Raw genomic sequence first — 26713 nt, 5'->3', positions numbered from 1 at the left:
TGGGAACAGCCTGGGAAAGGGCTGTGATTCATCCGTCAGTGCACCCATAAAGCGTCTCGCCGCCCGATGTGAGCCCACGGACTTGCAGTTGTGCTCGATCCACTGGGGTCCTCGGCGGATGGAACGGTCGCCCGGCCTAGGACCAGGGAAGCAGCACGGTGAAGTGAGCGCCTTCGCCGGGTGCCGTCCTGAGTTCGACGCGGCCGCCGTGGGCCTCCAAGATCGCGGCGGTGATGGCCAGGCCTAGCCCGGTGCCGCCGCGGGTACGGGAGCGGGCCTCGTCGACCCGGTAGAACCGGTCGAAGATGTTCGGCGCGGCCTCCAGCGGCACGCCGGGCCCGTCGTCGATCACTTCCAGTACGACGCGGCCGTGCGATTCCAGGCTCCCCGCGGCGGCCACAGGAGGTCCTGGCTGTTTGGCGGGCATGCCTACGCGGACGCGTACGGGCGTGCCGGGCGGGGTGTGGGCCATGGCGTTGCTGACGAGGTTCGTGATCACCTGGCGCATCCGATGTTCGTCCACCGTGACGCGGACCGGTTTGCCGGCGCTTTCCAGGATCAGTGGCCGCTCCGGGTCGCGGGCTTTGGCGTCGTGCACGGCGTCCTCGACGAGCGTGCGGATGTCCAGTTCGGCCAGGTCCAGCGCGCGTTCCTGGTCCAGCCGGGCCAGCAGCAGCAGGTCGTCGACCAGCCGGCCCAGGCGGATCGCCTCGTTTTCGATCCGGCCCATCAGCCGGTCCACGTCGGCCCGGTCCGGGGCGCCGCCGCGGCGGTTCAGCTCGGCGAAGCCGCGGATCGACGTCAGCGGGGTGCGCAGTTCGTGCGAGGCGTCCATGACGAACCTGCGCAGCCGCGCCTCGGACTGCTCCCGCTGGCGCAGCGCGGCGGAAAGCCTGCCGACCATGGTGTTCAGGGCGCCGCCGAGCCGGCCGACCTCGGTACGCGGATCCGACGCGACCCGCAGATCGAGGTGGCCGCCGGCGATGTCCTCCGCGGTCTTCTCGATCTTGGTCAACGGCCGCAGTCCCAGCCGTACCAGCAAGAACCCACCCACGCCGAGGGCGAGCAGCACGGTGATCCCGACCCCGGCCTCGATCCAGATCAGCCGCGTCACGGTCACCTCGGTGGTCTCCGTCGACTGCGCGGCCACGACGATCCGCGGCCCTTCGGGCGTCGTCCGCCGCGACACCAGGACGCGCCACCCGGCGCCGCCTCGCCTGTCGTCGACCGTGAACGGACGCTCGTCGTACTGGCCGATGGTGGTCGAGTTGATCACCGGCAGTACCGGCCCGTCCGCGGTGACCGGGGCGGACAACTCCGGCGTCCCGTTGTCGTAGAGCACCAGGACCGCGAAGTCCGTGGGCAGACCGTCAGACTGGCGCTGAAGGTCGTCCGGCGACGGCGACGACCCTCCCGGGCGGCCGTCCACCCGCTGCGCGAAATCCCTGAGCTGGTCGTCCATTCGGACGATCATCGAGGTGCGGAGCAGCACGACGCTCGCGACCCCGATGGTGCCCACGCCGACGGTAGCCAGCACCAGCAAGACCATGACCAGGCGCGCCCGTAGTGTCCACGGTCTGCGCCACCGGTTCTTGCTCAACGCTCTTCCCTGGGCAACCGCAGTGAGTAGCCGACGCCCCGGATGGTGTGGATCAGCGGCGGTTCCACCGAGTCGATCTTGCGGCGCAGATAGCTGATGTACGACTCGACGATCCGGCCGTCCCCGCCGAAGTCGTAGCTCCACACCCGGTCGAGGATCTGCGCTTTGCTGACCACCCGCTCGGCGTTGACCATCAGGTACCGCAACAGGTTGAACTCCGTGGGCGACAGCGGCACCAGCCGGCCGGCCCGGTGGACCTCGTGGGCGTCCTCGTCGAGCACGAGATCGGCGTACCGGAAGGTGCCGCCGTCCGGCAGGACGTCGGCGCCGCCGTTGGTGCGCCGGAGGATCGCCCTCAGCCGCAGCACGACTTCCTCCAGGCTGAAGGGCTTGGTCACATAGTCGTCGCCACCGGCCGTCAGGCCCGCGATCCGGTCCGCCACGGCGTCCCGTGCGGTCAGGAAGAGCACCGGCAGCTGGTCCTGCACCGTACGGAGGCTGCGGGCGAGGTCGAAGCCGTCGGTGTCGGGCAGCATCACGTCCAGGATCACGATGTCCGGCCGGACGCGCCGGACCGTGGCCAGCGCTTCGGCTCCGCAGTCCGCCGCGTGTACGGTGAACCCGCTGAGCCGGAGCGCTGCCGACAGCAGCTCCAGGATGTTCGGTTCGTCGTCCACTACGAGGACAGTCGCCTCACCACGCTGCTGATCCACCTGACCAGCGTCGACGACGAACCTGGGAACTTCCTGAGAACGCGCTGTGAGTCATCCGACCGTGCACTCGTGAAGCGTCTCGCCCTCGCCGATCGCGGTGAGCACGGGCTTGCAGTGCTGCTCGATCCACTTGGACCGCTCGATGACCCTGTTGTCGTCCCCCATCCCGCCGCCGGCCAGCCCGCCGATGAGCACGAACCGCAGCCTGCCCGCCCGCACCCACGCGGTCAGCTGGTCCGTCGAGGGCGCGGGGTCGCGGCCGTCGAACCCGCCCATTCCGATGACGGTCTCGTCGGTGGCGACGATGTACGTGTTCGCGGCCTGGGCGCCGCCCTCGACCGCCATCGTGATCTCGGCTCCGGACGAATGTGACGTGGCGTAGTCCAGGACCTTGCGTTGGTCCGCGGTGAGTTCCCCACTGTCCAAGCCAATCGGCATCTCGTTGTCCACCGGCCCCGCGGCCGGCAAGCTCGCGGGGGCGGTGGAGGCGAACGCACTGGCCCCCGACCACACGGCAGGTGCCAGCAATACCGCGACGAGTCCGAGCACGGGTGCCACCCTCGGGATCTTACGCAGCGCCAAGGCCGGGATCGCGGCCAGCGCGACGATCACCACCGCGTACCGCAGCCAGCCGTGCCACGAGGTGTCCCGGGAGATGACCACCCACGCCCACGCCACGGTCACCGCGACGCCGGCGGGCAGCACGAGCCAGGTCCGTCCCTCGGGCTCCCGGTACTTCCGGAAAGCCCACACTGTGCCCGCACCGACGAGTGCTCCGATCGCGGGTGCCATGACGGTGGTGTAGTACGGGTGGAAGACGCCTTTCTGGAAACTGAACACGAGGGCGTACACCAGGAGCCAGCCGCCCCACAGCACCCAGCCCGCGCGGCCGGCGGTGTCGGCCGGGGCGGACCGGCGCCACCGCCGGAAGCCGAGCACCGCCGCCACCACCAGCGCGATCAGCGCCAACGGAAGCAGCCAGCTGATCTGCCCGCCGACGGCGTCGGCGAACATCCGATCGATACCGGACGGGCCGCCGAACGACGGGCCCCCGGGGCCCCCTGGGCCACCAGGCCCGCCGGGTCCTCCGGGGCCACCTCCGCCCGGCGGGGGTGTACCGGTCGCCGCCCCGCCGTTCGCCGTTCCTTCAGCGCCGAACACGCGGCCGAGCCCGTTGTGGCCCAGCACCAGGTCCAGGGCCGTGCCGTTGGTGCTGCCGCCGATGTACGGCTTCTGGCCGGGCCACAGGTCGACCGCCGCCACCCACCACAGTGAACTCGCCACCAGCACCACGGCCGCACTGGCCAGGTCGAGCACCTGACGGCGCCAAGGAGCCTTGTTGCCGACCAGGTAAGCGGCGAAAAGAGCAGGAAGGACGATGTACGCGGCCGCCATCTTCGCCAGGAAGCCGCAACCGACCAGGAAGGCCGTGAACAGCAGCCACTTCGTCCTTCTGCCTGGTTCCACCGCTTTCATCGCCCGGGTGAAGGCGTAGGCCGCCGCGACGAGCGTGAGGAGGAGCATGGTGTCGGTGTTGTTCGTCTGGGTGGTCGCCACGGTGATCGGGGTGAGCGCGAAGATCAAGGCGGCGATCAGCGCGGCGTTCTCCCCCGCCCACATCCGGACCGTCCGGTGCAGCAGGAAGATCGCCGCGACGCCTTCGATCACCTGCGGCAGCAGCACGGACCAGTTGTGGAAGCCGAAGATCCACACCGACACCACCTGCGGCCACAACGCCAGCGGCGGTTTGTCCACCGTGACCACACCGGCCGGGTCGTGCGAAGCGAACAGGAAGTTCGTGAAGTTCAACGACATCGACTTGACCGCGGCGGTGTAGTACGTGTTGCCCCAACTGCCGCTCCACAGCCCCCAGCCGTACAGCGCCGCCCCCAGCACGAGGATCGCGATGAGCGCGTATCGCGGCCGGCGCCTGGGAGGTTGCCCTGCCGGTTCGATGGGCACTGTCTGCTCCGCTTGGCCAGTGTCGGCGGCGGTCATGTGTTTCCCTTTCCCTGGTTGAAAACCCAGCCACGCAGCAGGACGAACCGGCCGGCCGTGCCCAGCACGGACGCGCCGAGCAACACGACCAGCTCGAGGAGACGCGAAGGTTCGGCCACTGCCGAGTGCAGGACCAGCAGCGCGCTCGACGTGAACGCGTAGTAGAGACAGAAAACGATGAGACCTTGCAGGTGCACCCGGCCGGACGAGCCACGGGAGCCGAGGAACGTGAAGCGCCGGTTGGCCTCGGTGTTGACCATCGTGGTGATCACGAGCGCCAGCAGGTTGGCCGTCAACGGGTCCATCGCCGACCGGAAGAGCGCGTAGAGCAGCAGCGTGACCGCCGTGGACAATACGCCGATCGCACCGAACGACAACAGTTGCCAGACCAGACCGGTGTCCCGTCTGGACACCACCGCGTCCGGGTGGGACGGCTTGGGTCCCGGACGCCTTGGCAGGTCAGCGACTCTCGCTGTGCCGCCGGCTTTCGCCCTCGCCACCCGGATCAGGCCGCGAATGTCCTCGATCGCGGTCGACCCGATCTTGACCCGGGTGTCGATGTCCTCGACCCAGTCGACCGGCACCTCGTGCACCCGCAGTCCGTTGTGCTCGGCCAGCAACAGCAGTTCGGTGTCGAAGAACCAGTTGTCGTCCTTGATGTGGTCGAGCAGCGGGCGGATCACGTTCGTGCGCGCGGCCTTGAAGCCGCACTGGGCGTCGGAGAACTTCGCGCCGTGGCTGAGCCGGATGATCGCGTTGTAGCACCGGGAGATCAACTCACGCTTCGGGCCGCGTACGGTCCTCGCGCCCGGGGCCAGCCGCGAACCGACCGAGACGTCCGAGTGGCCGTTGACCAGCGGAGCCACCAGGGGCAGCAACGCGTCCAACCCGGTCGACAGGTCGACGTCCATGTAGGCCACCACGTCGGCGTCGCTCCATTGCCACGCCCTGCGCAGGGCACGGCCACGGCCCTTGTCGTCGAGATGCAGCACGCGGACCTGATCCGTCGTTTCGGCCAGTTCGTCGGCGATCGCCAGGGTGGCGTCGGTGCTGGCGTTGTCGACGATGGTGATGGTCCACTCGAACGGGAACTGTTCCCCCAAGTACGCCTGCAGGACTTCCACGCAGCCGCGCAGCGCGTGTTCCTCGTTGTACACCGGGATCACGACGTCGACCGTGGCGGCTTTTGTCGCACCGGTCAGGTCCGGCGGAGTCGCCGGGGCTGGAATGCCAATCATGACTAAAGGTTTGCCAGGCGCAACCGCCAGGAGGCTGGACGGAACCTCAAAGGAGCCTGGGAGGCGGCGATATTCATACATTCTGGGATGGCAGATTTGTGCCATGGTTTTCCTTCGCCCTAAGTCCTCGACGAGGATCGGGAATGCGTATTCAGCGCATCATGAGTCGGCGTTTTCCGTGTTCTCTGCGCTCCCGGCGCGGGCGTCCCGGCGGAACTCGCGGAATGTCGCCCACAGAACGGAAACGACCGCGACCGCCATGAGCGCGGCGAGGATCCGGAACTCCAGGGTCGGCGCGTACATCTTCGCCATCTCGTCCGCGAGGACCTCGGACGCCGGGTCTCCGCCGGGAGGAGGCTCACCGGTGAACATCTCCCCTGGCGGGCCTCCAGGAGGCCCCGAATCCGCCGCCGGGAACAGCACGGGGAGATAGGCCAGGAGCGAGGCCACCTGGACGAGGACAGGCACGTACCAGAGACGGCGCGGCAGGGAGAACGCGGCGATCACGGCGAGTACCTCGGCCAGGTAGAAGTAGCGCTCGTGCATCGACGGCAGGAGGAACGGCATCAGGACGGCCGAAGTCGCTCCCATCAGCACGATTTTCGCCGTCGTCAGCTGCACCCGGCTGAGCAGTACGCCGAGGCACAGCCCGACAATCACCAGCCCGGTCACCGCGACACCGATGGGCCGGATCAGCGCCGCGTCGGCGCCCGCCGGGAGGAACTGGTAGATCGACGGCGCGTTCAGCGACAGCGCCGAATACGAGCTGGCCTGCTGCGCATATACCGACAGCAACTGTCCCAAGGGCGCTCCGGCCAGCAGCGCCGGCACGTCCAGCAGCAGGACGACCCCGGGGACGGCCAGCAGTGCCCGCCACGGCATCCACTTCTTCAGTACCAGCACCAGGAGCAGCGGGAACAGGAAGACCGCCTGCAACTTGAAGGCCAGCGACAGGCCGAAGAAGAGGCCGGCCGGCCACGGCCGCCGGCGAAGGAGGAAGTACACGCCGCCCAGGCCGAACGCGGCGTAGATGGAGTCGGCCTGCCCCCACATCCCGCTGTTGGTCGCCACGGTGGGGAGGAACAACACGATGAGGGCGGCCAGTGGCGGTAACCAGCGGCCGATGTGGCGCAGCGCGACGATGCGGTAGGTGAAGTACGCCAGTACCAGGTCGAACGCCACCGAGATGATCTTGATTCCGGCGAGCGGGGGTATCGGCAGATAGGTCAATAATGCGATCAGGTACAAATAGGGAACGTTGTAGTCCGCAAAACGGTGCTTGAGGGCGCCGAATCCACCATGTGTGGAGATGAAGTCATACCAGCTTTTGACAAAGAATTTGTAGTCGAAGGACTCGTGGTCGAACATGGCGACTCTGGCCATGACCGCGATCATGGCCGCCGCGGCCACCAGTCCCATTCGGCGGAATGTTCGTTCCCGATTCTCGTCGCTGTCGACGGATTCCGTTTCTACTGACACGCCGCGACCGTAGAGTGCGTTTGTGCGAATGACCTGGAAGTTGTGCGAGTAAACCCTGAGAACCAGTTCTTTGCAACGCCCTTCAGGCGCCGACCGGTGCCAACGGCAGGCGGACGGTGAAGGTCGCCCCTTGGCCCAAGCCCTCGGAGGTGGCCGTGATGTTGCCGCCGTGGGCGCGGGTGATGCCGCGCGCGATGGTCAGGCCGATGCCACTGCCCCCCGCGGGGGCCGGGCGTCCGGGGTGCTCGACGCGTTCGAACCGGGTGAAGATCCGGGTGAGGTCGTGGGCGGCGATGCCGACCCCGTCGTCCTGAACGGTGATCTCCACGTGCGGGGCCGGGCCGTCGCCGGTGCGCACGGTGACCGACACCCGGCCGCCGGGATCGCAGGCACGCAGGGCGTTGCCCAGGAGGTTGACCAGCACCTGGGCGATGCGGCCTGAATCGAGCAGGGCCCTGACCGGCGGGCCGGGGGTCATGGCGAGCGTGACCTGGCCGTCGTCGAACTGAGGACGCAACTTTTCGATGGTGGTCCGCGTCAGGGCCGTCACGTCGGTGAGCGAGTGCCGCAGGGTGAACGCGCCCTCCTCGACCCGGGAGAGGTTGGACAGGTCGTCCGTGAGACGCCGCAGCCGGGTGAGATCGTCGGTGAGGGAGGCGAACATGGCGTCGTCGGGGGTGAAGATGCCGTCGGCCATTCCCTCGATCTGGCCGTTGAGGATGGTGATCGGGGTGCGCATCTCGTGGGCGATCTCCGAGACCAGGCGGGCGCGGCGCCGCTCGATGTCGGCGAGTGCGGCGGCCAGCCGGTTGACGTCCTCGACCAGTGCGGCGAGTCCCGGCTCGCGGGGAACGTTGAGGACGTCGTCGTAGTGCCCGTCGGCGAGGCGGTGGGTCGCCGCACTGACCTGGCGCAGAGGCCGGAGCAGGAACCGGGAGAACACGAGGGACAGGGCGAGCGCCGAGATCATGCCGACGGTCAGTGCGGGCAGGACCATCTCAAAGGCGATGTTTCCTTCGTCCTGGCTGGCCAGCGCGGCCACCAGTGCTTCAAAGTCGGTACGCCCGGTGACGGGCGCCGGCTGCCCGATCACGCCGGAGGTGGCGTCCATCACCACGAGCGACACGACCAGGACCGTCATGTGGGACAGCGTCAGGCGGATGGTCAGCGGCAGCGCCGGCAGCCGTCGTACCGCGCTGCGCAGCGCGCCGGCCCACGCGGTCCTCCGGTGACGGGGCGGGCGGGTCATACGGCGGGACGGGCGAGGAAGCGGTAGCCGATGGCGCGCACCGTGCCCACGAACCGGGGCGCACTCGCGTCGTCGCCGAGCGCGCGCCGCAGCGTGCGGATGTGGACGTCCACCACGCGTTCGTCGCCGAAGAAGTCGCTGCCCCATACGTGCTCGATCAGCCCGCGGCGGGTGAACACCCGGCCCGGCGCGCGCGCCAGGGCCACCAGCAGGTCGAAGTCGAGCGCGGACAGCTCCACCGTACGGTCGTCGTCGCAGGTGACCGTACGCGTGCCGGGGTCGATGACCAGGCCGTCGAAGCGCAGCGTCCGTTCCGCCGCGGCCTGGGCCGGGCCTTCCGCGCGGCGCAGGATGGCCCGCGCCCGCAGGGCGAGTTCACGGGCGCTGAACGGCTTGGTGACGTAGTCGTCGCTGCCCGCGGTGAAGCCGATGACCCGGTCCACCTCCTCCGTCCGGGCGGTGAGCAGGATCACCGGAACCTGGCGGGTCGCCCGGATACGGCGCAGCACCTCGAACCCGTCCAGGCCAGGCAGCATCACATCCAGCACGATCAGGTCAGGCCGCTCGCGGACGGCCGAGGCGAGGCCGGACGGGCCGTCCGCCGCCTCCAGGACCTCGAAGCCGTCCGCCTCCAGATAGCCGCGCAGCGTCATCCGGATCTTGGGTTCGTCGTCAACGACCAGAATGCGCTGTGTGCTCATGGTTCTCCCTGCCACGGGCCGTCGTGAGCTTGGCCGCTTCCCGATAGAGCATTTCGAACGTGTCCAGGGTGAGCCCGATATCGTGGCGGGCGACGATCTCACGGCTGGCTTCGCCCATGCGCGTCCGGCCTTCGGGGTCGCCCAGGATCGAGCCGAGGGCCGCGGCCAGGGCCGGGACGTCGCCAGGCGGGAAGAGCAGTCCGTTGCGTCCTTGGTGCACCAGATGGGGCAGCGCCGTGGCGTCGGCGGCGACGACGGGCTTTCCGGCGGCCATGGCCTCCATCGTAGCCAGGCTCTGCAGTTCGGCGGTGCCGGGCATGCAGAACACGTCGCAGCGGGCGTAGGCGTCCAGGACCTCCTGGTCGCCGACCAGGCCGTGGAAGGTGACGCGGTCGGCGACGCGGAGTGCGCGGGCCAGGTCCTCCAGCTCACGGCGGCGGGAGCCGTCGCCCACGATCTCCGCCGTGACCGGGAGCCACGTGGGCAGCAGCGGCAGGGCGCGCAGGAGTTCGCCCACGTTCTTCTCCGCGTCCAGCCGGCCCACGAACAGCACGCGCAGTCCCTCGCCCTGATTCTTCGCCGTGTGCTGTGCGAAGCGGTGCAGGTCCAGGCCACAGGACACCGGGAGGACGGCGTCACCGACGAGGCCGTGCCTGCGCATCAGCCGCACGGCGCTGGGGGTGGGGGCGGTGACGACCTGGGCGCGGTGGAAGACCCGTACGAAATCGCGCCAGGCCAGCCGGCACGTGGGGGCGGCGAGCCAGCCGGGAAGGGAGGTGTAGCCGACGAGGTTCTCCGGCATGAAGTGGTTGGTCGCCACCACCGCGATGGCCGCGCGCCGCGCGGCTCTGATCAGTGTCCGGCCCACGGCGAAGTGGGACTGGACGTGGACGACGTCGGGTGCTATCCGCTCCAGCAGCCGGGCGGCCGAGCCGCGGATCTGCCAGGGCAGGCAGACACGGAAGGTCGGATGGAAAGGGGTGCCGTGTGAGGGGAGCCGGTGCACAGTCGGACCGTCGGGCGTGACGCGCTCGGGACCGGCGCCCGTGGCGGGGCAGATCACGTGGACCTCGTGGCCTCGGCCGGCGAGTCCGGTGGCCAGGCGGTGGGCGAAGTTCGCGGCGCCGTTGACGTCGGGCGGATAGGTGTCCGCGCCGATGACGATACGCCGGATGGGACTGCCGGACATGAGGTGCTCCTGTCGTGCGGAAACGGAGAGGAAGGGGGCAGCCGGGTGGGGATGTCGTGGGAGAGGCCGACGACCCCGCCGATCGCGACGGCGGCGAAGGCCAGCCCCAGGGCGGCGGTCGGCAGAGTCAGGCCGGGGGCCTCGCCGAGCAGGCCGATGCCGATGGTGACGGCGACCAGTGGGTCCACGACGGTGAGGGTCGCCACCGTGCTCTCGGGCGGACCGTCGGCGTAGGCGCGCTGCACGAACCAGAAGCCGGCCAGGACCGTCGCCGCCAGACCGGCGAGCGTGCCGAGCAGGGGCGCGCTGATGCCGTGCGAGACGAACTGCTCCGTCGCGGCCCGGATCAGCGTAGAGGTGCAGCCGTAGGCCGCACCCCCGCCGATGCCCAGGACCAGGCACCGGGCCCGGCCCCTGAGCGGATGGGCGACCAGCAGGCAGACGGCCATCACGGCGAAGACCAGCGCACCGGCCTGGATCTGCGCCGCCGCGGGGACCGGACGGGGGACGGTGTTCAACGCGGCGAGCACCGCGAAGCCGCCCGTCCCGACGAGGATCGCCGCCAGCGCACGGCCGGTGTCCCACCGCAGCGGGGCGCGTCGCATCCGCAGCGCCCACACCACGCTGATCACGATCCCGAGCACCCCGGCCGGCTCGACCACGGTCACCGGAGCCAGCCGCAGCGCGATGACCTGCAACACCGCCCCCGCCGCCAGCAGCGCCAGCCCCGCCAGCCAGCGGGGCCGCCGTACCGCGGCCGCCAAGGACGCGCCACCCGCCGACGCGCCGTGCTGCAGCCAGGTCCCGGCCGTGAAGCAGCAGGCGTTCAGGACCGCCAGGCCGATGGCGAGCCAGGTCATCTGCCCTCCCGGCTGGCCAGGACCACGCCGGCCAGCATGAACAGCAGGCTCATCTCCAGAGCGAGGGTGACCCGCTCGGCCAGCCCCAGCCAGGCGCCGATCTCCTGGACCGCCGGGGTCGGGTCCGGGGCCGTGGCGCACAGATGCGCGCACATGAAAGCGAGGCAGCCCGCCACACTCGCCCAGGAGGTACGGCGCAGTGACCGCGCCATCGTCTGCCAGCCGGGCCGTCGCCCCAGCCGCCGGGCGATCAGGAGTGTGGCGGCCGGTAGTGCCGCCACGGCTCCCCCCGCCGCGTACCGGTGCACCAGCCCGCCTATGGAAGGGACGCCCGGCGGATCGGTCCGGAAGACCGCTGCGATGAACAGCCCGCCGCACCACGCGCCCAGCAGTACGATCGCCGGCGCGCCGACCGGCAGCCTGGACCGTACGAGTCCGGCGACCAGCGCCGTCGATCCCATCGAGAGACAGGCCACGGTCCCGGCGAAGACCTGGTCCGCGCCGTCGCTCAGCGCGTAGTCGCTGAACACGTTCCGGACGGTGTCCACCTGCTTCGCCCAGCCGAGGTGCAGGGCGGCGGCGCCGACCAGCGCCGCGGCCAGCCCGGCATGAGCCGCGACCACGAGTTTTCGGGTGAGGGGAAAGCTGTCCACACCACGACAGCGAACCGGGGCATCATGTGGCGCGTACGACTTCGACCGTGAAGCTTCCGTGAAGCAGGCGCCGTGTTCGGCGGAACCTTGGCCGCCCACTCGGCACGGCACGCCGGCCAGGCCGCGGAGCCGGTCCGCAGGAGGCGGGCCGGCTCCGGGGTTCGGGCGTCACATGGGGATCAGACGCGGGTCCACTTCTGGTGGTTCTGGCCGTTGCAGTCCCAGATCTGCGCCCTGGCGCCGTTGGCGGTGCCGGCGCCGCTGACTTGCAGGCACTTGTTCGCCCCGACGGCGGTGATGGTGCCGTCGGCGTTGAGGCGCCACTTCTGGTTGTTCTGGCCGTTGCAGTCCCAGATGATCACTGCGGTGCCGTTCGCCGTGCCGGCCCCGTTCACGTCCAGGCACTTGCCGCCGTAGACCCGCAGCTCACCGGCAGCGGTCGACGTCCACTGCTGGTTGGGCTGCCCGTTGCAGTCCCAGATCTGCACCTGGGCGCCGTTCGTCTGCGAGGCGCCGTTGACGTCCAGGCACCGGTTCGATCCCACACCCCGCAGAGCGCTCGTGCTGTCCGAGGGCCCACCCTGCCCGACGCCCCTGCCGTTGAAGGTGAACGAGTCCACGTCGAACGAGTTCGCCGACGGCGCCTTGAACACGACGTAGACATTACGGGTGCCACCGGGGTCGGTGACCCGTACCGCGGGCAGGGACACGTAGGTGTTCCATCCCCCGGTCGCCGGCACGGGGCTGGAGGCGATGAGCGCCCCGGTCGGCGAGTCGGCGCGCAGCTCGATGGACGCCCCGGTGCTGGACGGCGCCGAGACACGGAAGGACACCGTGTCGATCCCGGACAGGTTGATCGGCCTGAAGGAGATCCAGTCGTTGTTGGAGATGTCACCGATGCGCCTGCCGCCCTCGGCTCCGGGCTCATCGATGATCCGGATTCCGGACGAGCCGGTGAAGTGCTCGGCCTGCTTGTGCTTGGGCTGCAGGGTGATGCCGGTGCTGCCCTTCAGGCCGCCCTTGTCGGTGTAGTCGGCGGACAGGACGTAGTAGACGTTGGAGGCGTCGTCATGGCCGGAGGCGGTGGTCGTGACCGTTCCGGAGCAACCGGTGTACTGACCGGTGTCGTGGGAGTGCTGGTCATGGCCGAGCGCGGTGATCACGTTGACCTTGGTGCAGTCGACGGCGCCGTCCTCGGGGTCGGTGACGTTCACCGTGTAGGCCACCTGGTCGCCGAAGTCGATGAACCCGCCGTCGGGCGGAGCCGAGAAGGCGACGTTGGGGCGGGTGTTGCCGACGACGATGGACAACGTGACGCTGCCCGTCTTCCCGCCGGAGTCCCGTACGGTCAGCTTGACCGTGTAGGTGCCGTTGGTGGTGTAGGTGTGGGACGGGTTGGCGCTGGTGGAGGTCCCGCCGTCGCCGAAGTCCCACGCGTAGGTGATCGCGTCGCCGTCGGGGTCGGATGAGCCGGCGGAGGAGAACGCCACCGTCAGCGGCGCCGCGCCCGAGTCGGGGTTGGCGATCGCCTTGGGCAGGGGTGCGCGGTTTCCGGCTACGTAGTCGACGCGGTAGATGCTGTCATCGGTGTTCGCGTGGCCGAAGCCGTTGCCCCAGTCGGCCATGTACAGGGCGCCGTCCGGACCGAACTTCATGTCGATCGGCGCACGCGGGGCGAGCTGTGCCACAAAGGGGTTGATCTTCAGGAGGTTGCCCGAGGAGTCCAGGCGGAACTCCTTGACGAAGTTGCGGCTCCATTCGTAGAAGAACGGCGTGCCGTCGAAATACTCGGGGAACTTGCGGTCAGAGCTGCTGGCCGGGTCGTAGCGGTAGAACGGGCCACCCATCGGGCCGGCACCGCCGCAGCAGTCGATCTCAGGGAACTCGGCCGAGGCGTGGTAGTTGTACCAGACGGTCGCGGCCTTGGCCGCGGGCAGGTTGGTCAGGCCGGTGTTGTTGGGCGAGTTGTTGACCGGCGCCGAGCAGTTGAACTTCGCGCCGGAGGTGTTGGTGGCGAAGTTGTAGTCGTTGTACGGGATGTTGTTGGCGACGCAGTACGGCCAGCCGTAGAAGCCCGGCTGCTTGATCAGGTTCCACTCGACGGTGCCCTCGGGACCGCGGTTGGGGTTCGCGGCTCCCGCGTCGGGGCCGTAGTCAGCCACCGAAATCCAGCCGGTCACCTTGTCCACCGAGAAGCGGAACGGGTTGCGGAAGCCCATCGCGTAGATCTCCGGCCGCGTCTTGGCGGTGCCGGGCGGGAACAGGTTGCCGGACGGAATCGTGTAGGTGCCGTCGGGCTCTGGGTGGATGCGCAGGATCTTGCCGCGCAGGTCGTTGGTGTTGGCCGAGGACCTCTGGGCGTCGTAATGCTCCCGGCCCGGCCGCTCGTCGATCGGGGTGTAGCCGCTGGACGCGTGGGGATTGGTGTCGTCACCGGGACCGATGTACAGGTTGCCGCCCGGGCCGAACGCGAGGTAGCCGCCGGTGTGACCGGGCTCGTCGACGTTGCGGTACGCCGGAACCTCGATGATCTTCTTCTCGCTCGCCAAGTCGAGGCTGGTGCCGTTGAAGGTGAACCTCGACACCCGGTTCACCTCACCGCCATTGGACGGCGAATAGTTGACGTAGATCCAGCCGTTGGTGGCGAAGTTCGGGTCCAGCGCCAGCCCGATGCCGCCGTCCTCGCCGCCGTCGTACACCGGCAGGGTGGCGATGACGCGCGTCCCCCCGCCATTGGCGGGGATCATGTTCACCTTGCCCGAGCGCGAGATGTAGAAGACCCTGCCGTCGGCGGCCACGTCCAGTTCCATCGGCTGGTCCGGTGCGCCGTCGAGAGTCACCTTCTGGAACCGGGCCGCGACCGTGCCGCCACAGTCACCCGGCTCCGCTCCCGCCGCCCACTTCACCCCACCCAGCAGGTGCTGTTTGAACAGCGGCTCCGAATAGGAGGACGCCTGGTGACCCATCGCGGTGGCCCACACCCGGCCGCCCTCCGGGTTGTGACACCAGGAGATCGGGTGGTCGGCGCCCATCTTGCTCGGCCCCGCGTCATAGGTGGTCTCATCCGCGGTCACCAGCACGTGCACCGAGCCGCGCATGTTCTTGTCGAAGTTGTACCACTCCTCCGGACGCACCCACCGATCCGGCAGCCCCTTCGTGGAGGGGTGAACCTTGTCGGCCACTTTGGCGGTGCCCTGCACGGTCGCCGAATGCGCGGTCATGTGCGCGCCGGCCAGCACGACTTGGTCCCACCAGGGGAACTGCGCCTCGATGTTCATGTCGGTGGCGTTGTGGACCGCGACGATGCCGTGGCCGCTGCGCACATACGCCTGAAAGGCCTGACGCTGGGCGTCGTTGTCCCACACCATGCCGTTGGTCTGGAACATGATCACCGCGTCGTAGGTGTTCAGGGTCGCGGTCGTGAAGACGGCCGAGTTCTCGCTGTGGTCGAGCTGGAAGTTGTTGTCGGTCGCCATCTGCTGGAACATCGCGACACCGGCGGGGATGGAGTCGTGCCGGTAGGCGCCACTGGCGGTCTCGGTGAACAGCAGCACCTTGAACTGCGGAGCGGCCGCGTGCGCCACCAGCGGCACCGCGGACAGCAACAGCCCTAATAGGGCTGCGATTAAGACGGGTAGCAAGCGTGATGTTCGCATGAAGGGTCTCCTGGGGGTACCGGAAACGGTCGGAGTCGAAGGGTGCGAAGGCATGCCTCGTCTCGGCTGGCGTGAGGGTCGTGGGGTCAGGTCGTGAAGGTGCGGAGGAAGCCGAGGCGTTTGGTGGCGAGGGCGCCCTGGGCGGTCCGGCACACCTGAAAGTGGGCGATCCTGGCGTCCGCCGGCCAGACGGCCCGGAGGCGTCGACTCGCGTCCCAGTGGCATCCTGAGCACGACCGACGCGCCGAGTCCGAGGGCCCTGCGCCCGGCCACCCCGACGATCTGCCCCGCGCGCAGGTCGAGGCGCGGTGGTGGCCCGGGCACGTCCCCGAGCACGGTGATCCGGTCGGCGAGCTCGAAGATCTCGCGAAGCCGGTGCGAGAGGTACAGGACCAGCACGTGGCCCACCCATTGATCCGGGGGGCCGGACCGGGGGCGGGAGGCGCCGCAGCGGTGAGTCTCCGTGCCGTACGGGGTGAGGAGACATGCACGGGGATCTCCTAACGGGCGGGTGGGAGTCGTGCCGGGCCCGGCGCGCAGCTCGCCGGGCCGGTCATCGGCGAGGACGCCAGGGTGGCTGGACGGCGCGTGGCGCGGCGGACGCCGAGCCTGACCATGCGACAGAAGTCGAATCGATTCGGAGACGAAAATAGGTCTGCCTAACAGACCTGTCAAGCATGCTTATCTGCGGGAATCAAAGACCGTCTTTCCTGTTCCACTGGTCCAGCGTCCCGCTGCCCTTACCAGAAACCTGCATTAACACACGATGCCGACACTGCCGCGCCAATCTCAGCGCTCTGAACCCGGCAGAAATTAGCGCTATACATCCAACGGTAAGTCCTATGATGAGTATGAAACTTTCAGGCTCTGTACCGAGCGCAGACTCCTCGACCACTTCCCACGGTTGGGGTGCTGCCAGCCCGCGGGGCAGGGATTTTGCACCTCAAGCGACACTTCAATGTTCGGTCGCCATTTCGAGCCGCCAGCCCAGCCGGACCTGGAGTACTACCGCATGCAGGCCAAGCACCTGCATCGCGCGTACACGACGGGCGATCCGGTTCTGAGGAGGCCGGGGCGCAGCAATGCGCTCCGGCCTCCGACCTTCAGCTGTCAGCCGCCAATGACGGAGATCATCTTGTCGGCGTCGCGGGTGAGCACCTGGCGAACCTCGGCGCGCGGGACCAGCTTCGCGTCCGCGGCGATTCCCTTGAACTCGGTGAGGAGCCGCACCGCTCGGCCGTCGTTGCCCGACGCCTCCGCCCTGCGGGCCTGGGTCAGCTTGCTCGTCAGCTTGTCGTGCGCCTTGGCCGACAGCCAGCTGGTTGCCCGGAAGCGGTCGAGCAGGTTCTGCATGTCCCGCAGCGAGGTGGTGACGTTGAACCGCACCGAGGTCGTCACCGCGTTGCCGGCGTTGTCGGTCGAGGTCACCGCGATCGTGTGCGCCGCCAGCGTCTGGGTGAACAGCGGCAGCACCGCACCCGGCGTGTGCGGAGCGCCGTCGAGGGTGCCGGTCGTGCTGCGGACGCCCGAGGTGGCGTCCACGGCCTCCCAGGTGATCACCACGTCCTGGGAGTCGCCGTACACCTCGCCGTCGGCCACGCCCGACACGAGCAGGATGGGCTTGGTGGCGTCGATCTTCAGCACCGCCGCCTTCTCCTCCTCGACGTTGCCCGCCGCGTCGGCCGTGCGGTAGCGCAGCTCGTGCTCGCCGTCGCCGTCGACCACCACGGGCGTTCCGGTGTAGGCCGTCCAGTCGCCGCCGTCAAGCGCGTACTCGATGAGCTTGACGCCGGAGTGGGCGTCCTGCGCCGCCAGCTCGACCGGGACCGAGTCCTTGCTCCATCCGTTCTCGTTCGGCGGGGCGAACGACGCGGTGGTCTGCGGGGCGGTGGCGTCGATCTTGAGGGTGAGCGAGCGGGCCTGCTCGACGTTGCCCGCGCCGTCCCGGGAGCGGTACTCGAGCGTGTGCGCCCCGTCGCCACTGACCGTGAACGGGGTGCTGTAGGCGGTCCAGGCGCCGCCGTCGAGCCGGTACTCGGTGGCGGCCACGCCGGAGCCGCCCTCCTCGTCCGCCGCGGTGAGGGTGATCTCCACCGGAACGGCGGTGTACCAGCCGTCCTTGCCGTTCGGCTCGGCCGGGTTCTGCTTCGCCACGGTGGTCGGCGCGGTCTCGTCGACGGGGTCGCCGCCTCCCCCGGCCTTGGTGAGGCGGAAGGTCTGGTTGGGCGCGGCCGAGCAGTTCCACTGGATCACCGCGGCGCCGTCGGCCTGGGAGACGCCGTTGATGTCGACGCACAGCCCGGTCTTGGCGGAGACGATCTGGAAGAGGCCTTCGCCACCGCCGGTCGGGACCAGGTTGAAGTACTGGTTGACTGCGTCGCCGCTGCCGCTCGCGTGGCAGGTCCACTGGACGAGCTGGGTGCCGGGTGTGGTCGTGCCGCCCGGAATGTCGGCGCACTTGCCGCTGCCCGCGTTCTTGAGCTGGTAGCCGCCGGGCGCGGGCACCACTTCCCACCGCTGGATGGGGTCGTCGGTGGCACCCATCTGGACGAGGTTGGCGTTGTCCGCCGTCGACGCGTTCTGCGTGGTCACGTTCTTGCCGCTGTGCTGGGCGGTCATCGTGTAGACACCCGGCTCGATCGCGGGGGGCGGAGCCTCGCTCACGAACTGGATGGCGTCCAGGTCGAAGGCGTTGTCGGCGGAGTTCTTGAACACCACGTAGAGCGTCGAGGTGGCCGCGTCCGCCGCCACCGAGGCGGTCTGGGTCTGCTGGTAGTTGTTCCAACCCCCGGTCTTGGGGACGGCGTTGCTCGCCAGCAGCCGGCCGGTGGGGGACTCGGCGCGCAGCTCGATCAAGCCGCCGCCGTTGGGGCTGGACAGGCGGTAGTTCACGCCCTTGATGGCGTGCAGGTTCATCGGGGTGAACGAGATCCAGTCGTTGTTGCTGATGTCGCCGATGCGCTTGCCGCTCTCGGCGCCCGGCTCGTCGATGACCCGCACGCCGGCCTGGGCGTTGAAGAACTCGGCCTGCTTGCGCATCGGCTGCAGGACGGCCTTGGCGCGGCCGGTGAGCGGGATCTCCTGCGAGCCGTCGGTGTAGTGGGCGTTGAGGACGTAGTACAGGTTGGCGCCGTCGGGATGGCCGCCGAGGTCGCCGGTGTTGACGACGCCCTCGCAGCCGGGGATCTCCACGGTCTCGTGCTCGTGGTCGTCATGGCCGAGCGTCGGGTTGACGAACACCTTGGCGCAGTCGATCTCACCGTCCTCGGGGTCGGTGACCTTGATCTTGTACGGCACGTCCTGGCCGAACTGGATCGGCGTGCCGTTGAGCGGGGTCTCGATGGTCACCGTGGGCCGGCTGTTGCCGGCGATGATCTCGATGTTGGCGAAGCCCTCCTTGCCGGTGCCGTCGGTCACCTTGAGCTGGGCGGTGAACCGGCCCGCGGTCTGGTACACGTGGGTGGCCTTGACCTGGGTGGAGTCGGCGGTGCCGTCGCCGTCGAAGTCCCAGGCGTAGGTGAGGGAGTCACCGTCGGGGTCGTAACTGCCCGAGGCGTCGAACTCGACGGTCAGCGGGGTGACGCCGTCGACCCGCGAGGAGGTGGCCTTCGCCACCGGCGAGCGGGCGCCGGCCGCGTAGTCGATCCGGTAGAGGCCGGAGTCGTTGTTGCCGCCGCCGAAGTCGGTGCCCCACTCCAGCAGGTACAGCGAGCCCTCCGGGCCGAACGTCATGTCCATCGGCTTGAGGAAGGGCGTGGTCCCCAGGAAGCTGTTGATCTTGAAGACCTGGTCGTTGGAGTCGAGGTGGATCTCCTTGATGTAGTGGCGGGACCACTCGTAGAAGAAGTTCACGCCGTCGAAGTAGGCCGGGAACTTGGTCTTCGACGGGTTGTCCGCTTGATAGCGGTAGACGGGGCCGCTCATCGGCGCCGAGCCGCCAGAGCCGAGCTCGGGGAAGGTCGGGGAGGCGCCGTAGCCGTACCACATGACCGGCTTCTCGATCGGCGGCAGTTCGGTGAGGCCGGTGTTGTTCGGCGACTCGTTGACGGGGGCGGCGCAGTTGAACTTGGCGCCGACCTCCTTGGTGTCCGGGTTGTACGGCGCGTAGGGCTGGTTGTCACCGTGGCAGAACGGCCAGCCGAAGTTACCTGGCTTCTTGATGATGTTGTATTCCACCAGGCCCTCGGGGCCGCGGTCGGTGGTGGGGCCGCCCCGGTCCGGGCCGTAGTCGGCCACGTGCAGGTAACCGGTCTTGGCGTCGACGGTGAACCGGAAGGGGTTGCGGAACCCCATGGCGTAGATTTCCGGCCGGGTCTTCGCGGTGCCCGGCGGGAAGAGGTTTCCCTCGGGGATGTCGTAGCCGCCGTCGGCCTTCGGCTTGATCCGCAGGATCTTGCCGCGCAGGTCGTTGGTGTTGCCCGCGGTGCGGGCGGTGTCCAGCATGTGCTGGCCGGGCCGCCAGTCGAGCGGCGCGTAGCCCTGCCAGTCACCGGACAGGTTCGGCGGGACGTCGTCGCCGACGCTCAGGTAGAGGCTTCCGTCGGGGCCGAACTCGACCGCGCCGCCGGTGTGGCCGGGCTCGGGGTAGGTCCGGGCGCGATAGGCGGGAATCTCGATGATCTTCTTCTCGGTGCTCAGGTCGATCGTGTCACCCTGCACGGTGAACCGGGACAGCCGGTTCACGTCTTCGGCGCTGCCGGCCGGCGACCAGTACAGGTAAATCCATCCGTTCTGGGCGAAGTCCGGGTCGAGTTCCATGCCGACCAGGCCGTCCTCGCCGCCGGTGTAGACGTTGAGGGTGGCGGCGGTGACGGTCATGTGGGTGTCCGGCTTGTGAATCTTCACCTCGCCCTGGCGCTGGACGTAGAACACCCGCCCGTCGGGGGCGACGTCCAGCTCCATCGGGTTGCTGGTGTTGTCGTCCAGGGTGACCTTCTCGAAGCTGCTCCACACGGTGCCGCCGCAGTCGCCCGGCTGGGCGCCGGCGGCCCACTCGACGCCGCCGAGGACGTGCTCGCGGAACTCCGGCTCGGCATAGGAGGCTGCCTCATGCCCCATGGCGGTGGCCCACACCCGGGCGCCTTCGGCCTGGCGGCACCAGGAGATCGGGTGGTCCGCCCCCATGGCCGAGGAGCCGGGGTTGTAGGTCGTCTCGTCGGCGGTGACCAGGACGTGCACGTTGCCGCGCGGGTTGGGCGCGAAGTTGTACCACTCCTCCGGGCGCTGCCACCGCTGCGGGAGGTTCTTGGTGGAGGGGTGCACCCGGTCGACGACCTTGGCCAGCCCTTGGAGGGTGCCGGGCGAGTGCGCCGGCATGTGGGCCCCGCCGTTGATCAGCTCGTCCCACCAGGGGAACTCGTTCTCGATGCCCATGTCGAGCGCGTTGTGGATGGCCACCACGCCCTTGCCCGACCGGACGAACTTCTGCAGCGCCTGCCGCTGGGCGTCGTTCTCCCAGACCATGCCGGAGTTCTGCAGCATGATCAGGACGTCGAACGTGGCCAGGTCGGTGTCGTTGAACACCGAGGAGTCGGCGCTCTGCACCACTTCGAAGTCATGGGCCGCGGCCAGCTCGTTCACCATCTGGATGCCGGCCGGGATGGAGGCGTGCACGTACCCCACTGCTTTGGTGAACAGCAGGGCGCGGAACCCGTGGAGGGCGGCGCTGGTCGCGTGGGCGGGAGCCGGCGCCAGCGCCAGCAACAAGGCTGGGAGTAAGAGGGCAGCGAGAAATCGTCGCATGGCGAATCTCCGGGGGTGCGGGGGGACACCTCGAGGTGAGGAGTGAAGGAGACGCCGCTGAACGGCAGGCGTCAGAGGTGCGCGCGAAAGCGAGCGTGAAATTGAGCGTGAGAGCGTGCGCGGGGTGACCGGGTCTCAGAGGGTGCGCGGGTGAATGGGCGTCAGAGGGTGCGCAGGAAGGCGAGGCCGTCCACGGCCAGCGCGTCCTGGCTTTCGGCGAGCGGCCGCCAGATGGAGGCCGCGGTGGCGATGGTCTGGTTGTGCGCGGTGAAGGACTCGATGACGAGCGGCCCTGCATAGCCGGCGTCCTGCAGGGCCCGGATGAACCCAGTCCAGTCGAAGCGGTCGGCCCCCGGCGTGCCGCGATCGGTGCCGCACACCTGCACATGCCCGATCCTGCCGGCCGCGGCCCGGACCGCCTCGGCGGGGTCTTTCTCCTCGATGTTCATGTGGTAGGTATCGAGTGCCAGGTGACAGTCCTCGGGCAACGCCTCCAGCGCCTGTTCGACGGTGTTGACGAGGCTGGTCTCGTACCGGTTGAGCGGCTCGACCGCGAGCGTGATCCCACGTTCGGCCGCGTAGTCCAGGACGGGTCGCAGGTTCTCCCGCAGCTCGGCGTAGGCGATACGGCGCTCGTCGGGTGACAGCCGCCACGTGCGGCCGACCGAGGCGTACGCCGGCCCCCCGATCACCGGGGAGCCGACGGTCACCGCCACGTCGACGCAGTGCCGCAGATAGTCCTGGGTGTCGCGGACGGTCTCCGGAGAGGCGGCGACGAGCTCCCGGCCCGGCGGCATGACGAGCACCACGGACGCGGCCAGCCCGTGCTCGGCCAGCACCGCCGCTGCCTTGCCGGGATCCCAGTCGCCGGGCTGCTCGACCGGCAGCTCGATGACGTCGAAGCCCCACCCCGCGATGCGGGGCGCGAGCCGCGCCAGCTCGTCGTCGGTCAGCGGGGACACCCAGACCCAGGTGTTCACTCCGATGGAGAACATGCGTCCCTCTTCGTCGTCGGATGGGCGGAAGGACCCCGATCAGCTCTTCTTCCCGCCCCAGGTCTCCGGGAACCCGGGCAGGTCCTCGCAACCGCACAGCGCGTAGTGCAGCGGCGGCATGTTCGGCTTGAGGTAGGTCGACAGGTTCTCGGCGGTGACCTTCGGCTGCGGCAGGTTCCAGGCCTTGGGCACCTCCTCGCCCTTGAGGATCTTCAGCGCGGCGATGATCGGGGTGCGCCACTGGTAGGTCGGGTAGGTCGGCGCGACCGCGGTGAGGTTGGCGTCCTTCCACTTCTGCAGGAAGTCCTGCTGGTCCTCGCCGTTGATCGGCGGAACGGGCAGGCCGGCGTCCTCGAACGCCTCGATCGCCGCCACCGCCGTGGCTCCGGCGTCCATCCAGACGCCGTCGATCTTGCCGTGCCGCTGGATGTAGTCGCTGACGATGCTCTTGGTCTTGGCGGCGTCGCCGTCGGTGAACTCCACCCCCACGACCTGGACCTTGCTCTTGTCGAAGACCACCTTGGCCGCCGACCAGCGGGTCTCCAGCACGTCCACGCCGGGCAGGATGCGCAGCGCCAGGACCTTCCCGCCGGCCGGCACCTTCTCGACGAGGAACTCGGCGGCGTCGGCGCCGAAGGCGTAGCCGCCGATGGGCTTGATGAACGTCACGGGGCAGTCGGTTTCCACACCCCGGTCGAACACGATGACGGGCACCTTCTCGCACGCCGCCGTCACGGCCGGGGTGAGCGTGGCCGTGGTGTTCGGCGAGATGATCAGCGCGTCACAGCCCTTGGCCTGCAGCTCGGCGATGTCGGAGATCTGCTTGTCGTCCTTGCCCTCGGCATCCAGGGCGGTGAACTTGGAGATCTCCTTGTGCAGGCCGGCCTCGGCCTGCATCGTCTTCCATCCGACCTGGCGCCAGGGGTTGTTGACCGCGGCGTTGGAGAAGCACAGGTGGTACGGCCCGTCCTTCTTGTACTTGGCGGTGTCGGTCATCTGCGGGGCGATGGCCTGCTCCCACGGCTTGTCAGTGGGGCCCTGCGGGGTCTGGGAGCGCATGGCCAGCTGGGCGTCGAAGTCCGCCTGCACGAAGAACTTCGACTGCGCGCCCGTGCCGGAGCCCTGAGCGCTCTGGCTGGCGCTTGCGGCGGGCGCGGCGGGTTGGCTGGTGGCCGCCGGCTTGTCGGTGGTGCAGCCCGCGAGGGCGAGCGCGGCGAACACGGCGACTGCGGCCTTATGACGCGGCATGTGCGTCTCCTTTTCGGGGGGTGAACTTCCAGGGAAGTCGGATGGCTCCCGCCGCGACCGCGGCGATGATGATGACGCCCTGCACGGTGAACTCCAGCGCCCCCGAGATTCCGTACAGGTTGAGCAGCGTGAACAGCGCCTCCAGCGTGAAGGCCCCGGCCATGGCGGCCAGCACGGAGCCGCGGCCGCCGCCGAGCACCACGCCGCCGAGGACGACCGCGGTGATGGCGGAGAACTCCAGGCCCTGACCGACCTGCGCCGAGACACCGGCGAATCCGCCGAGCAGGATTCCGGCGACGGCCGCCGCCAGGCCGGAGAGCATGAAGGCGAAGATCTTGGCCCGGTCGACGCGGACCCCGGACAGTGCCGCGGCCCGTTCGTTGTCGCCTGTGGCCATCAGCGTCTTGCCGAAGTCGGCGCGCATGAGCCAGATCGCCGCAGCGCCCACGGCGAGCAGGATCAGCACCGACCACGGTATAGGTCCGAGGCCGCCGCGGCCGAAGGTGCGGAAGCCCTCCGACAGCGCGCCGCGCGGCGCGCCGCCGGTCCACAGGAACACCGCTCCGGACAGGATGAGCAGCATGCCGAGCGTCACGATGAACGACGGCACCCGCAGTTTGGTGGTGACCACGCCGTTGACCAGCCCGACGAGCAGCCCGATGACGATCAGCAGGGCGATGACCGGCCAGGTGGCGGACTCCTCGCCGTCGATGAGCCGCGCGGCGATCACCACCTCGGCCGTCACGAGCGAGCCGACCGACAGGTCGAACTCGCCGGAGACGATGACGAAATACTGCCCCGCGGCGAGGATCACCAGCGGCGCGGCCCGTTTGAGGAACGCCAGGAACCCGGCGGGCTCCAGGAAATAGGGGTTGGCGACCGCGATCGCGGCCAGCAGCACCACGAGGACCGCGAGGATGGGAAGTGCCCGCTTCATGCCGACCGCCTCATGCCGACCGCCTCATTCCGCGCCGGGCGTAGACGGCCACCGCGATGACGATGACCACGCCGCGGACCACGTCCTTGACGAAGGAGTTGACCTCGAGCTGGTTGAAGATCGTGTCCAGGACGGCCAGCAGCAGGACCCCGCCCACGGTTCCGGCGACGCCTCCTTTGCCTCCGGCCAGCGCTGTCCCGCCGAGCACGACCGCGGCGATGGACTCCAGGTCGTAGCCGCCGTCGGTGCCGACCGTGGGGGCGCCCGCCCCGAGCCTGCTGGCCAGCAGCAGACCCGCGATGCCGGCGCAGAGCGAGCAGAGCACGTGCGTGAGCACGATGACCCGGCCCGTGCGGATCCCGGACAGCCGGGCGACCTCCTCGTTCCCGCCCACCGCGTAGATCCGGTATCCCAGCCGGGTCCTGCTCAGCAGAAACCAGGCCACGACGGCCACGCCCGCCCAGAGCAGGGCGGAGATGGGGATCGGCCCGATCCGGGAGTAGCCGAGGAGCTGGAACGACTCGGGCACCTTGCCCGCCGGGCCGTCGTACAGGTGGTCGACGATGCCCTTGATGATCAGGGCGGTGCCGAGCGTGGCGATGAAGGCGTGGACCTGGAGCCTGGTGATGACGAGCCCGTTGACCAGCCCCACCAGCGCGCTGATGGCCAGCACCGCCGCGACAGCGGGCAGGATGTTCCCGTCCTGGCCCGCCATGATCTCCGCCGCGACGAGCGAGGTCAGGCTGATCAGGTACGCCACGGACAGGTCGAGCGACCCGGCCAGGATCGCCAGCGTCTGCCCGATCGCCACGATGCCGAGGGCCGCCGAACGTTGCTGGATCCCGACGACGCTCTCCATGGTCAGGAACTGACCGCCGTCGAGCGCCACGAGAACCCAGCCGACCGCGACCAGGCCGAGCAGCGCGAGGAACACCACCTGCGTGGGCTCGCGCAACCGCGCCGCCAGGCCGCCTTGCGCTTCGCTGCGGCGGGCAGGACGGCGGATGCGTGAGAGCGTGTTCATTCAGCCCACCTCTCCTGCGGCCAGGCGCATGATGGCCTCCTCGGAGGGTCCGGCCGGCAGCGTGCCCGCGATGCGGCCGTCCCGCAGGACGACGACGCGATCGCTCATGCCGATGAGCTCGGGCAGCTCGGAAGAGATCATCATGATGGCCATGCCGTCATTCGCCAGCTCACGCATCAGGTCGTGGATCGCGGCCTTGGCCCCGACGTCGACGCCCCGGGTCGGTTCGTCGAACAGCAGCACGCGCGGCGCCATCGTCATCCACTTGGCCAGCACGACCTTCTGCTGGTTGCCGCCGGACAGGTAGCGGACCTCCTGTTCCTGGCGCGGAGGCGAGAGGCGTACCCGTTCGAGCAGGTCGCGGACGCCGTTCCGGCTCTTGGCGCCCACCGCGCGGGCCACCAGCAGGGCGTTGTCACGCACGGACTGGCGCAGCGCGAGCCCTTCGGCCTTGCGGTCCTCGGTCACGAGCCCGATGCCCATGGCCACGCCTTCCCGGACCGAGCGGGGGCGCGACGGGGTCATCTCGCCTGTGGTGAACGGTTCCGCGCCGAAGATCGCTTTGGCGAGTTCCGACCGGCCGGATCCTTGCAGGCCGGCGATGCCGACGATCTCCCCGGCACGCAGCTCCAGATCGATGTCGCGGAGTTTGTGGTTGCCCGCTCCGCGCAGGCTGAGCCGTACCTCGCCGGCGCCCGCCGAGCGAGGCGGGAAGTAGGTGCCGAGGTCGCGGCCCACCATCAGGCGGATCAGTTCGTCGGAGGACACCTCGCCGATCGGGAGCGTGGTGACGCGGGAGCCGTCCTTGAGCACGGTGACCCGGTCGGCGAGGTCGAACACCTCGCGTAAGCGGTGGGAGATGTACACGACGGCGACGCCGCGCTCCCGCAGCCGCCCGATCAGCCGATAGAGCAGCTCGACCTCGTGCTCGGCGAGGGCCGCGCTGGGCTCGTCCATGACGACGAGCCGGGCGTTCACCGACAGCGCCTTGACGATCTCGACGACCTGCTGCTGAGCCACCGACAACCGTTTGACGGCGTCGCGGGGCCGAAGGAGTCCTCGCCCAGTTCGCCGAGCAGCCGCGCGGTCGCCTCCTCCATGGCGGCACGATCGACCAGGCCGCGCCGGACCGGTTCGCGCCCGAGGAAGACGTTCTCGGCGACGGTGCGCTCGGGGAGCAGGTTGAACTCCTGATAGATGATCGCGATGCCGGAGCGTTGCGCGTCGAGCGGGTGGCCGAACGAGGCCGGCCGACCGTCGATCTCGATCGTGCCCTCGTCCGGCGCGTGCACCCCGCAGATGATCTTCATGAGGGTGGATTTGCCGGCGCCGTTCTCGCCGACGACGGCATGAACCTCGCCGGCCGTCACGTCCAGGTCGACACCGGACAGCACCCGCACGCCCAGGAAGCTCTTGCCGATGCCGCGCATG

18 protein-coding genes are annotated in these 26713 nt (G+C 69.2%); all 18 read right to left on the bottom strand.

The window, feature by feature from the left end; genetic code table 11:
• Positions 1–136 precede the first annotated feature (136 nt).
• On the bottom strand, positions 137–1600 hold the full coding sequence (locus EDD27_RS11185; RefSeq protein WP_206641355.1) for a sensor histidine kinase: 1464 nt from the start codon (positions 1598–1600) through the stop codon (positions 137–139).
• Entirely contained in the window at positions 1597–2277 is a 681-nt protein-coding gene (locus EDD27_RS11180; protein WP_277750702.1) for a response regulator transcription factor, read from the bottom strand. Before EDD27_RS11180 ends, EDD27_RS11185 begins: the two co-directional genes overlap by 4 nt.
• Positions 2278–2364: 87 nt before the next feature.
• Positions 2365–4311, bottom strand: a complete 1947-nt coding sequence (locus tag EDD27_RS11175; RefSeq protein WP_127932342.1) for an ArnT family glycosyltransferase — start codon at positions 4309–4311, stop codon at positions 2365–2367.
• Positions 4308–5549: a bifunctional glycosyltransferase family 2/GtrA family protein gene (locus EDD27_RS11170; RefSeq protein WP_127932341.1), complete on the bottom strand. Its 1242-nt coding sequence runs from the start codon at positions 5547–5549 to the stop codon at positions 4308–4310. Before EDD27_RS11170 ends, EDD27_RS11175 begins: the two co-directional genes overlap by 4 nt.
• A gap of 159 nt (positions 5550–5708) precedes the next feature.
• Positions 5709–6968 carry a glycosyltransferase 87 family protein gene (locus tag EDD27_RS11165; RefSeq protein ID WP_127932340.1) on the bottom strand — a complete coding sequence of 420 codons (1260 nt, stop codon included), beginning with the start codon at positions 6966–6968 and terminating at the stop codon, positions 5709–5711.
• A gap of 142 nt (positions 6969–7110) precedes the next feature.
• Positions 7111–8277 carry a sensor histidine kinase gene (locus EDD27_RS11160; RefSeq protein WP_206641354.1) on the bottom strand — a complete coding sequence of 389 codons (1167 nt, stop codon included), beginning with the start codon at positions 8275–8277 and terminating at the stop codon, positions 7111–7113.
• Positions 8274–8978: a response regulator transcription factor gene (locus EDD27_RS11155; protein WP_127932339.1), complete on the bottom strand. Its 705-nt coding sequence runs from the start codon at positions 8976–8978 to the stop codon at positions 8274–8276. The genes EDD27_RS11160 and EDD27_RS11155 overlap by 4 nt, the downstream gene beginning before the upstream one ends.
• A complete protein-coding gene (locus tag EDD27_RS11150; protein WP_241564796.1) occupies positions 8950–10137 on the bottom strand; it encodes a glycosyltransferase in 1188 nt (395 codons plus the stop codon). Before EDD27_RS11150 ends, EDD27_RS11155 begins: the two co-directional genes overlap by 29 nt.
• Positions 10038–11027, bottom strand: a complete 990-nt coding sequence (locus tag EDD27_RS56425; RefSeq protein WP_241563972.1) for a DMT family protein — start codon at positions 11025–11027, stop codon at positions 10038–10040. Before EDD27_RS56425 ends, EDD27_RS11150 begins: the two co-directional genes overlap by 100 nt.
• On the bottom strand, positions 11024–11680 hold the full coding sequence (locus tag EDD27_RS11145) for a DUF998 domain-containing protein (protein WP_164903573.1): 657 nt from the start codon (positions 11678–11680) through the stop codon (positions 11024–11026). The genes EDD27_RS56425 and EDD27_RS11145 overlap by 4 nt, the downstream gene beginning before the upstream one ends.
• A 179-nt stretch (positions 11681–11859) precedes the next feature.
• Positions 11860–15336, bottom strand: coding sequence for a ThuA domain-containing protein (locus EDD27_RS11140; protein WP_127932336.1), 3477 nt, complete (start codon positions 15334–15336; stop codon positions 11860–11862).
• Positions 15337–16446: 1110 nt separating this feature from the next.
• Positions 16447–21078 carry a ThuA domain-containing protein gene (locus tag EDD27_RS11135; RefSeq protein ID WP_206641353.1) on the bottom strand — a complete coding sequence of 1544 codons (4632 nt, stop codon included), beginning with the start codon at positions 21076–21078 and terminating at the stop codon, positions 16447–16449.
• A gap of 161 nt (positions 21079–21239) precedes the next feature.
• The gene (locus EDD27_RS11130) at positions 21240–22073 is read right to left on the bottom strand and encodes a sugar phosphate isomerase/epimerase family protein (RefSeq protein ID WP_127932335.1); all 834 of its coding nucleotides are present in this window, start codon (positions 22071–22073) and stop codon (positions 21240–21242) included.
• Between the two features lie 39 nt (positions 22074–22112).
• A complete protein-coding gene (locus EDD27_RS11125) occupies positions 22113–23321 on the bottom strand; it encodes an ABC transporter substrate-binding protein (RefSeq protein WP_127932334.1) in 1209 nt (402 codons plus the stop codon).
• Positions 23308–24258: an ABC transporter permease gene (locus tag EDD27_RS11120; protein WP_127932333.1), complete on the bottom strand. Its 951-nt coding sequence runs from the start codon at positions 24256–24258 to the stop codon at positions 23308–23310. The genes EDD27_RS11125 and EDD27_RS11120 overlap by 14 nt, the downstream gene beginning before the upstream one ends.
• Before the next feature lie 10 nt (positions 24259–24268).
• Positions 24269–25282, bottom strand: coding sequence for an ABC transporter permease (locus EDD27_RS11115; protein ID WP_127932332.1), 1014 nt, complete (start codon positions 25280–25282; stop codon positions 24269–24271).
• Positions 25283–26302, bottom strand: coding sequence for a sugar ABC transporter ATP-binding protein (locus EDD27_RS11110; RefSeq protein WP_338324638.1), 1020 nt, complete (start codon positions 26300–26302; stop codon positions 25283–25285). It lies immediately after the preceding gene.
• A complete protein-coding gene (locus EDD27_RS58265) occupies positions 26257–26712 on the bottom strand; it encodes an ATP-binding cassette domain-containing protein (protein ID WP_338324748.1) in 456 nt (151 codons plus the stop codon). The genes EDD27_RS11110 and EDD27_RS58265 overlap by 46 nt, the downstream gene beginning before the upstream one ends.
• Between the last annotated feature and the right edge of the window lies 1 nt (position 26713).

It is taken from the genome of Nonomuraea polychroma (assembly GCF_004011505.1).
Taxonomy (GTDB): domain Bacteria; phylum Actinomycetota; class Actinomycetes; order Streptosporangiales; family Streptosporangiaceae; genus Nonomuraea; species Nonomuraea polychroma.
This window is presented reverse-complemented; position numbering and strand designations above follow the sequence as displayed.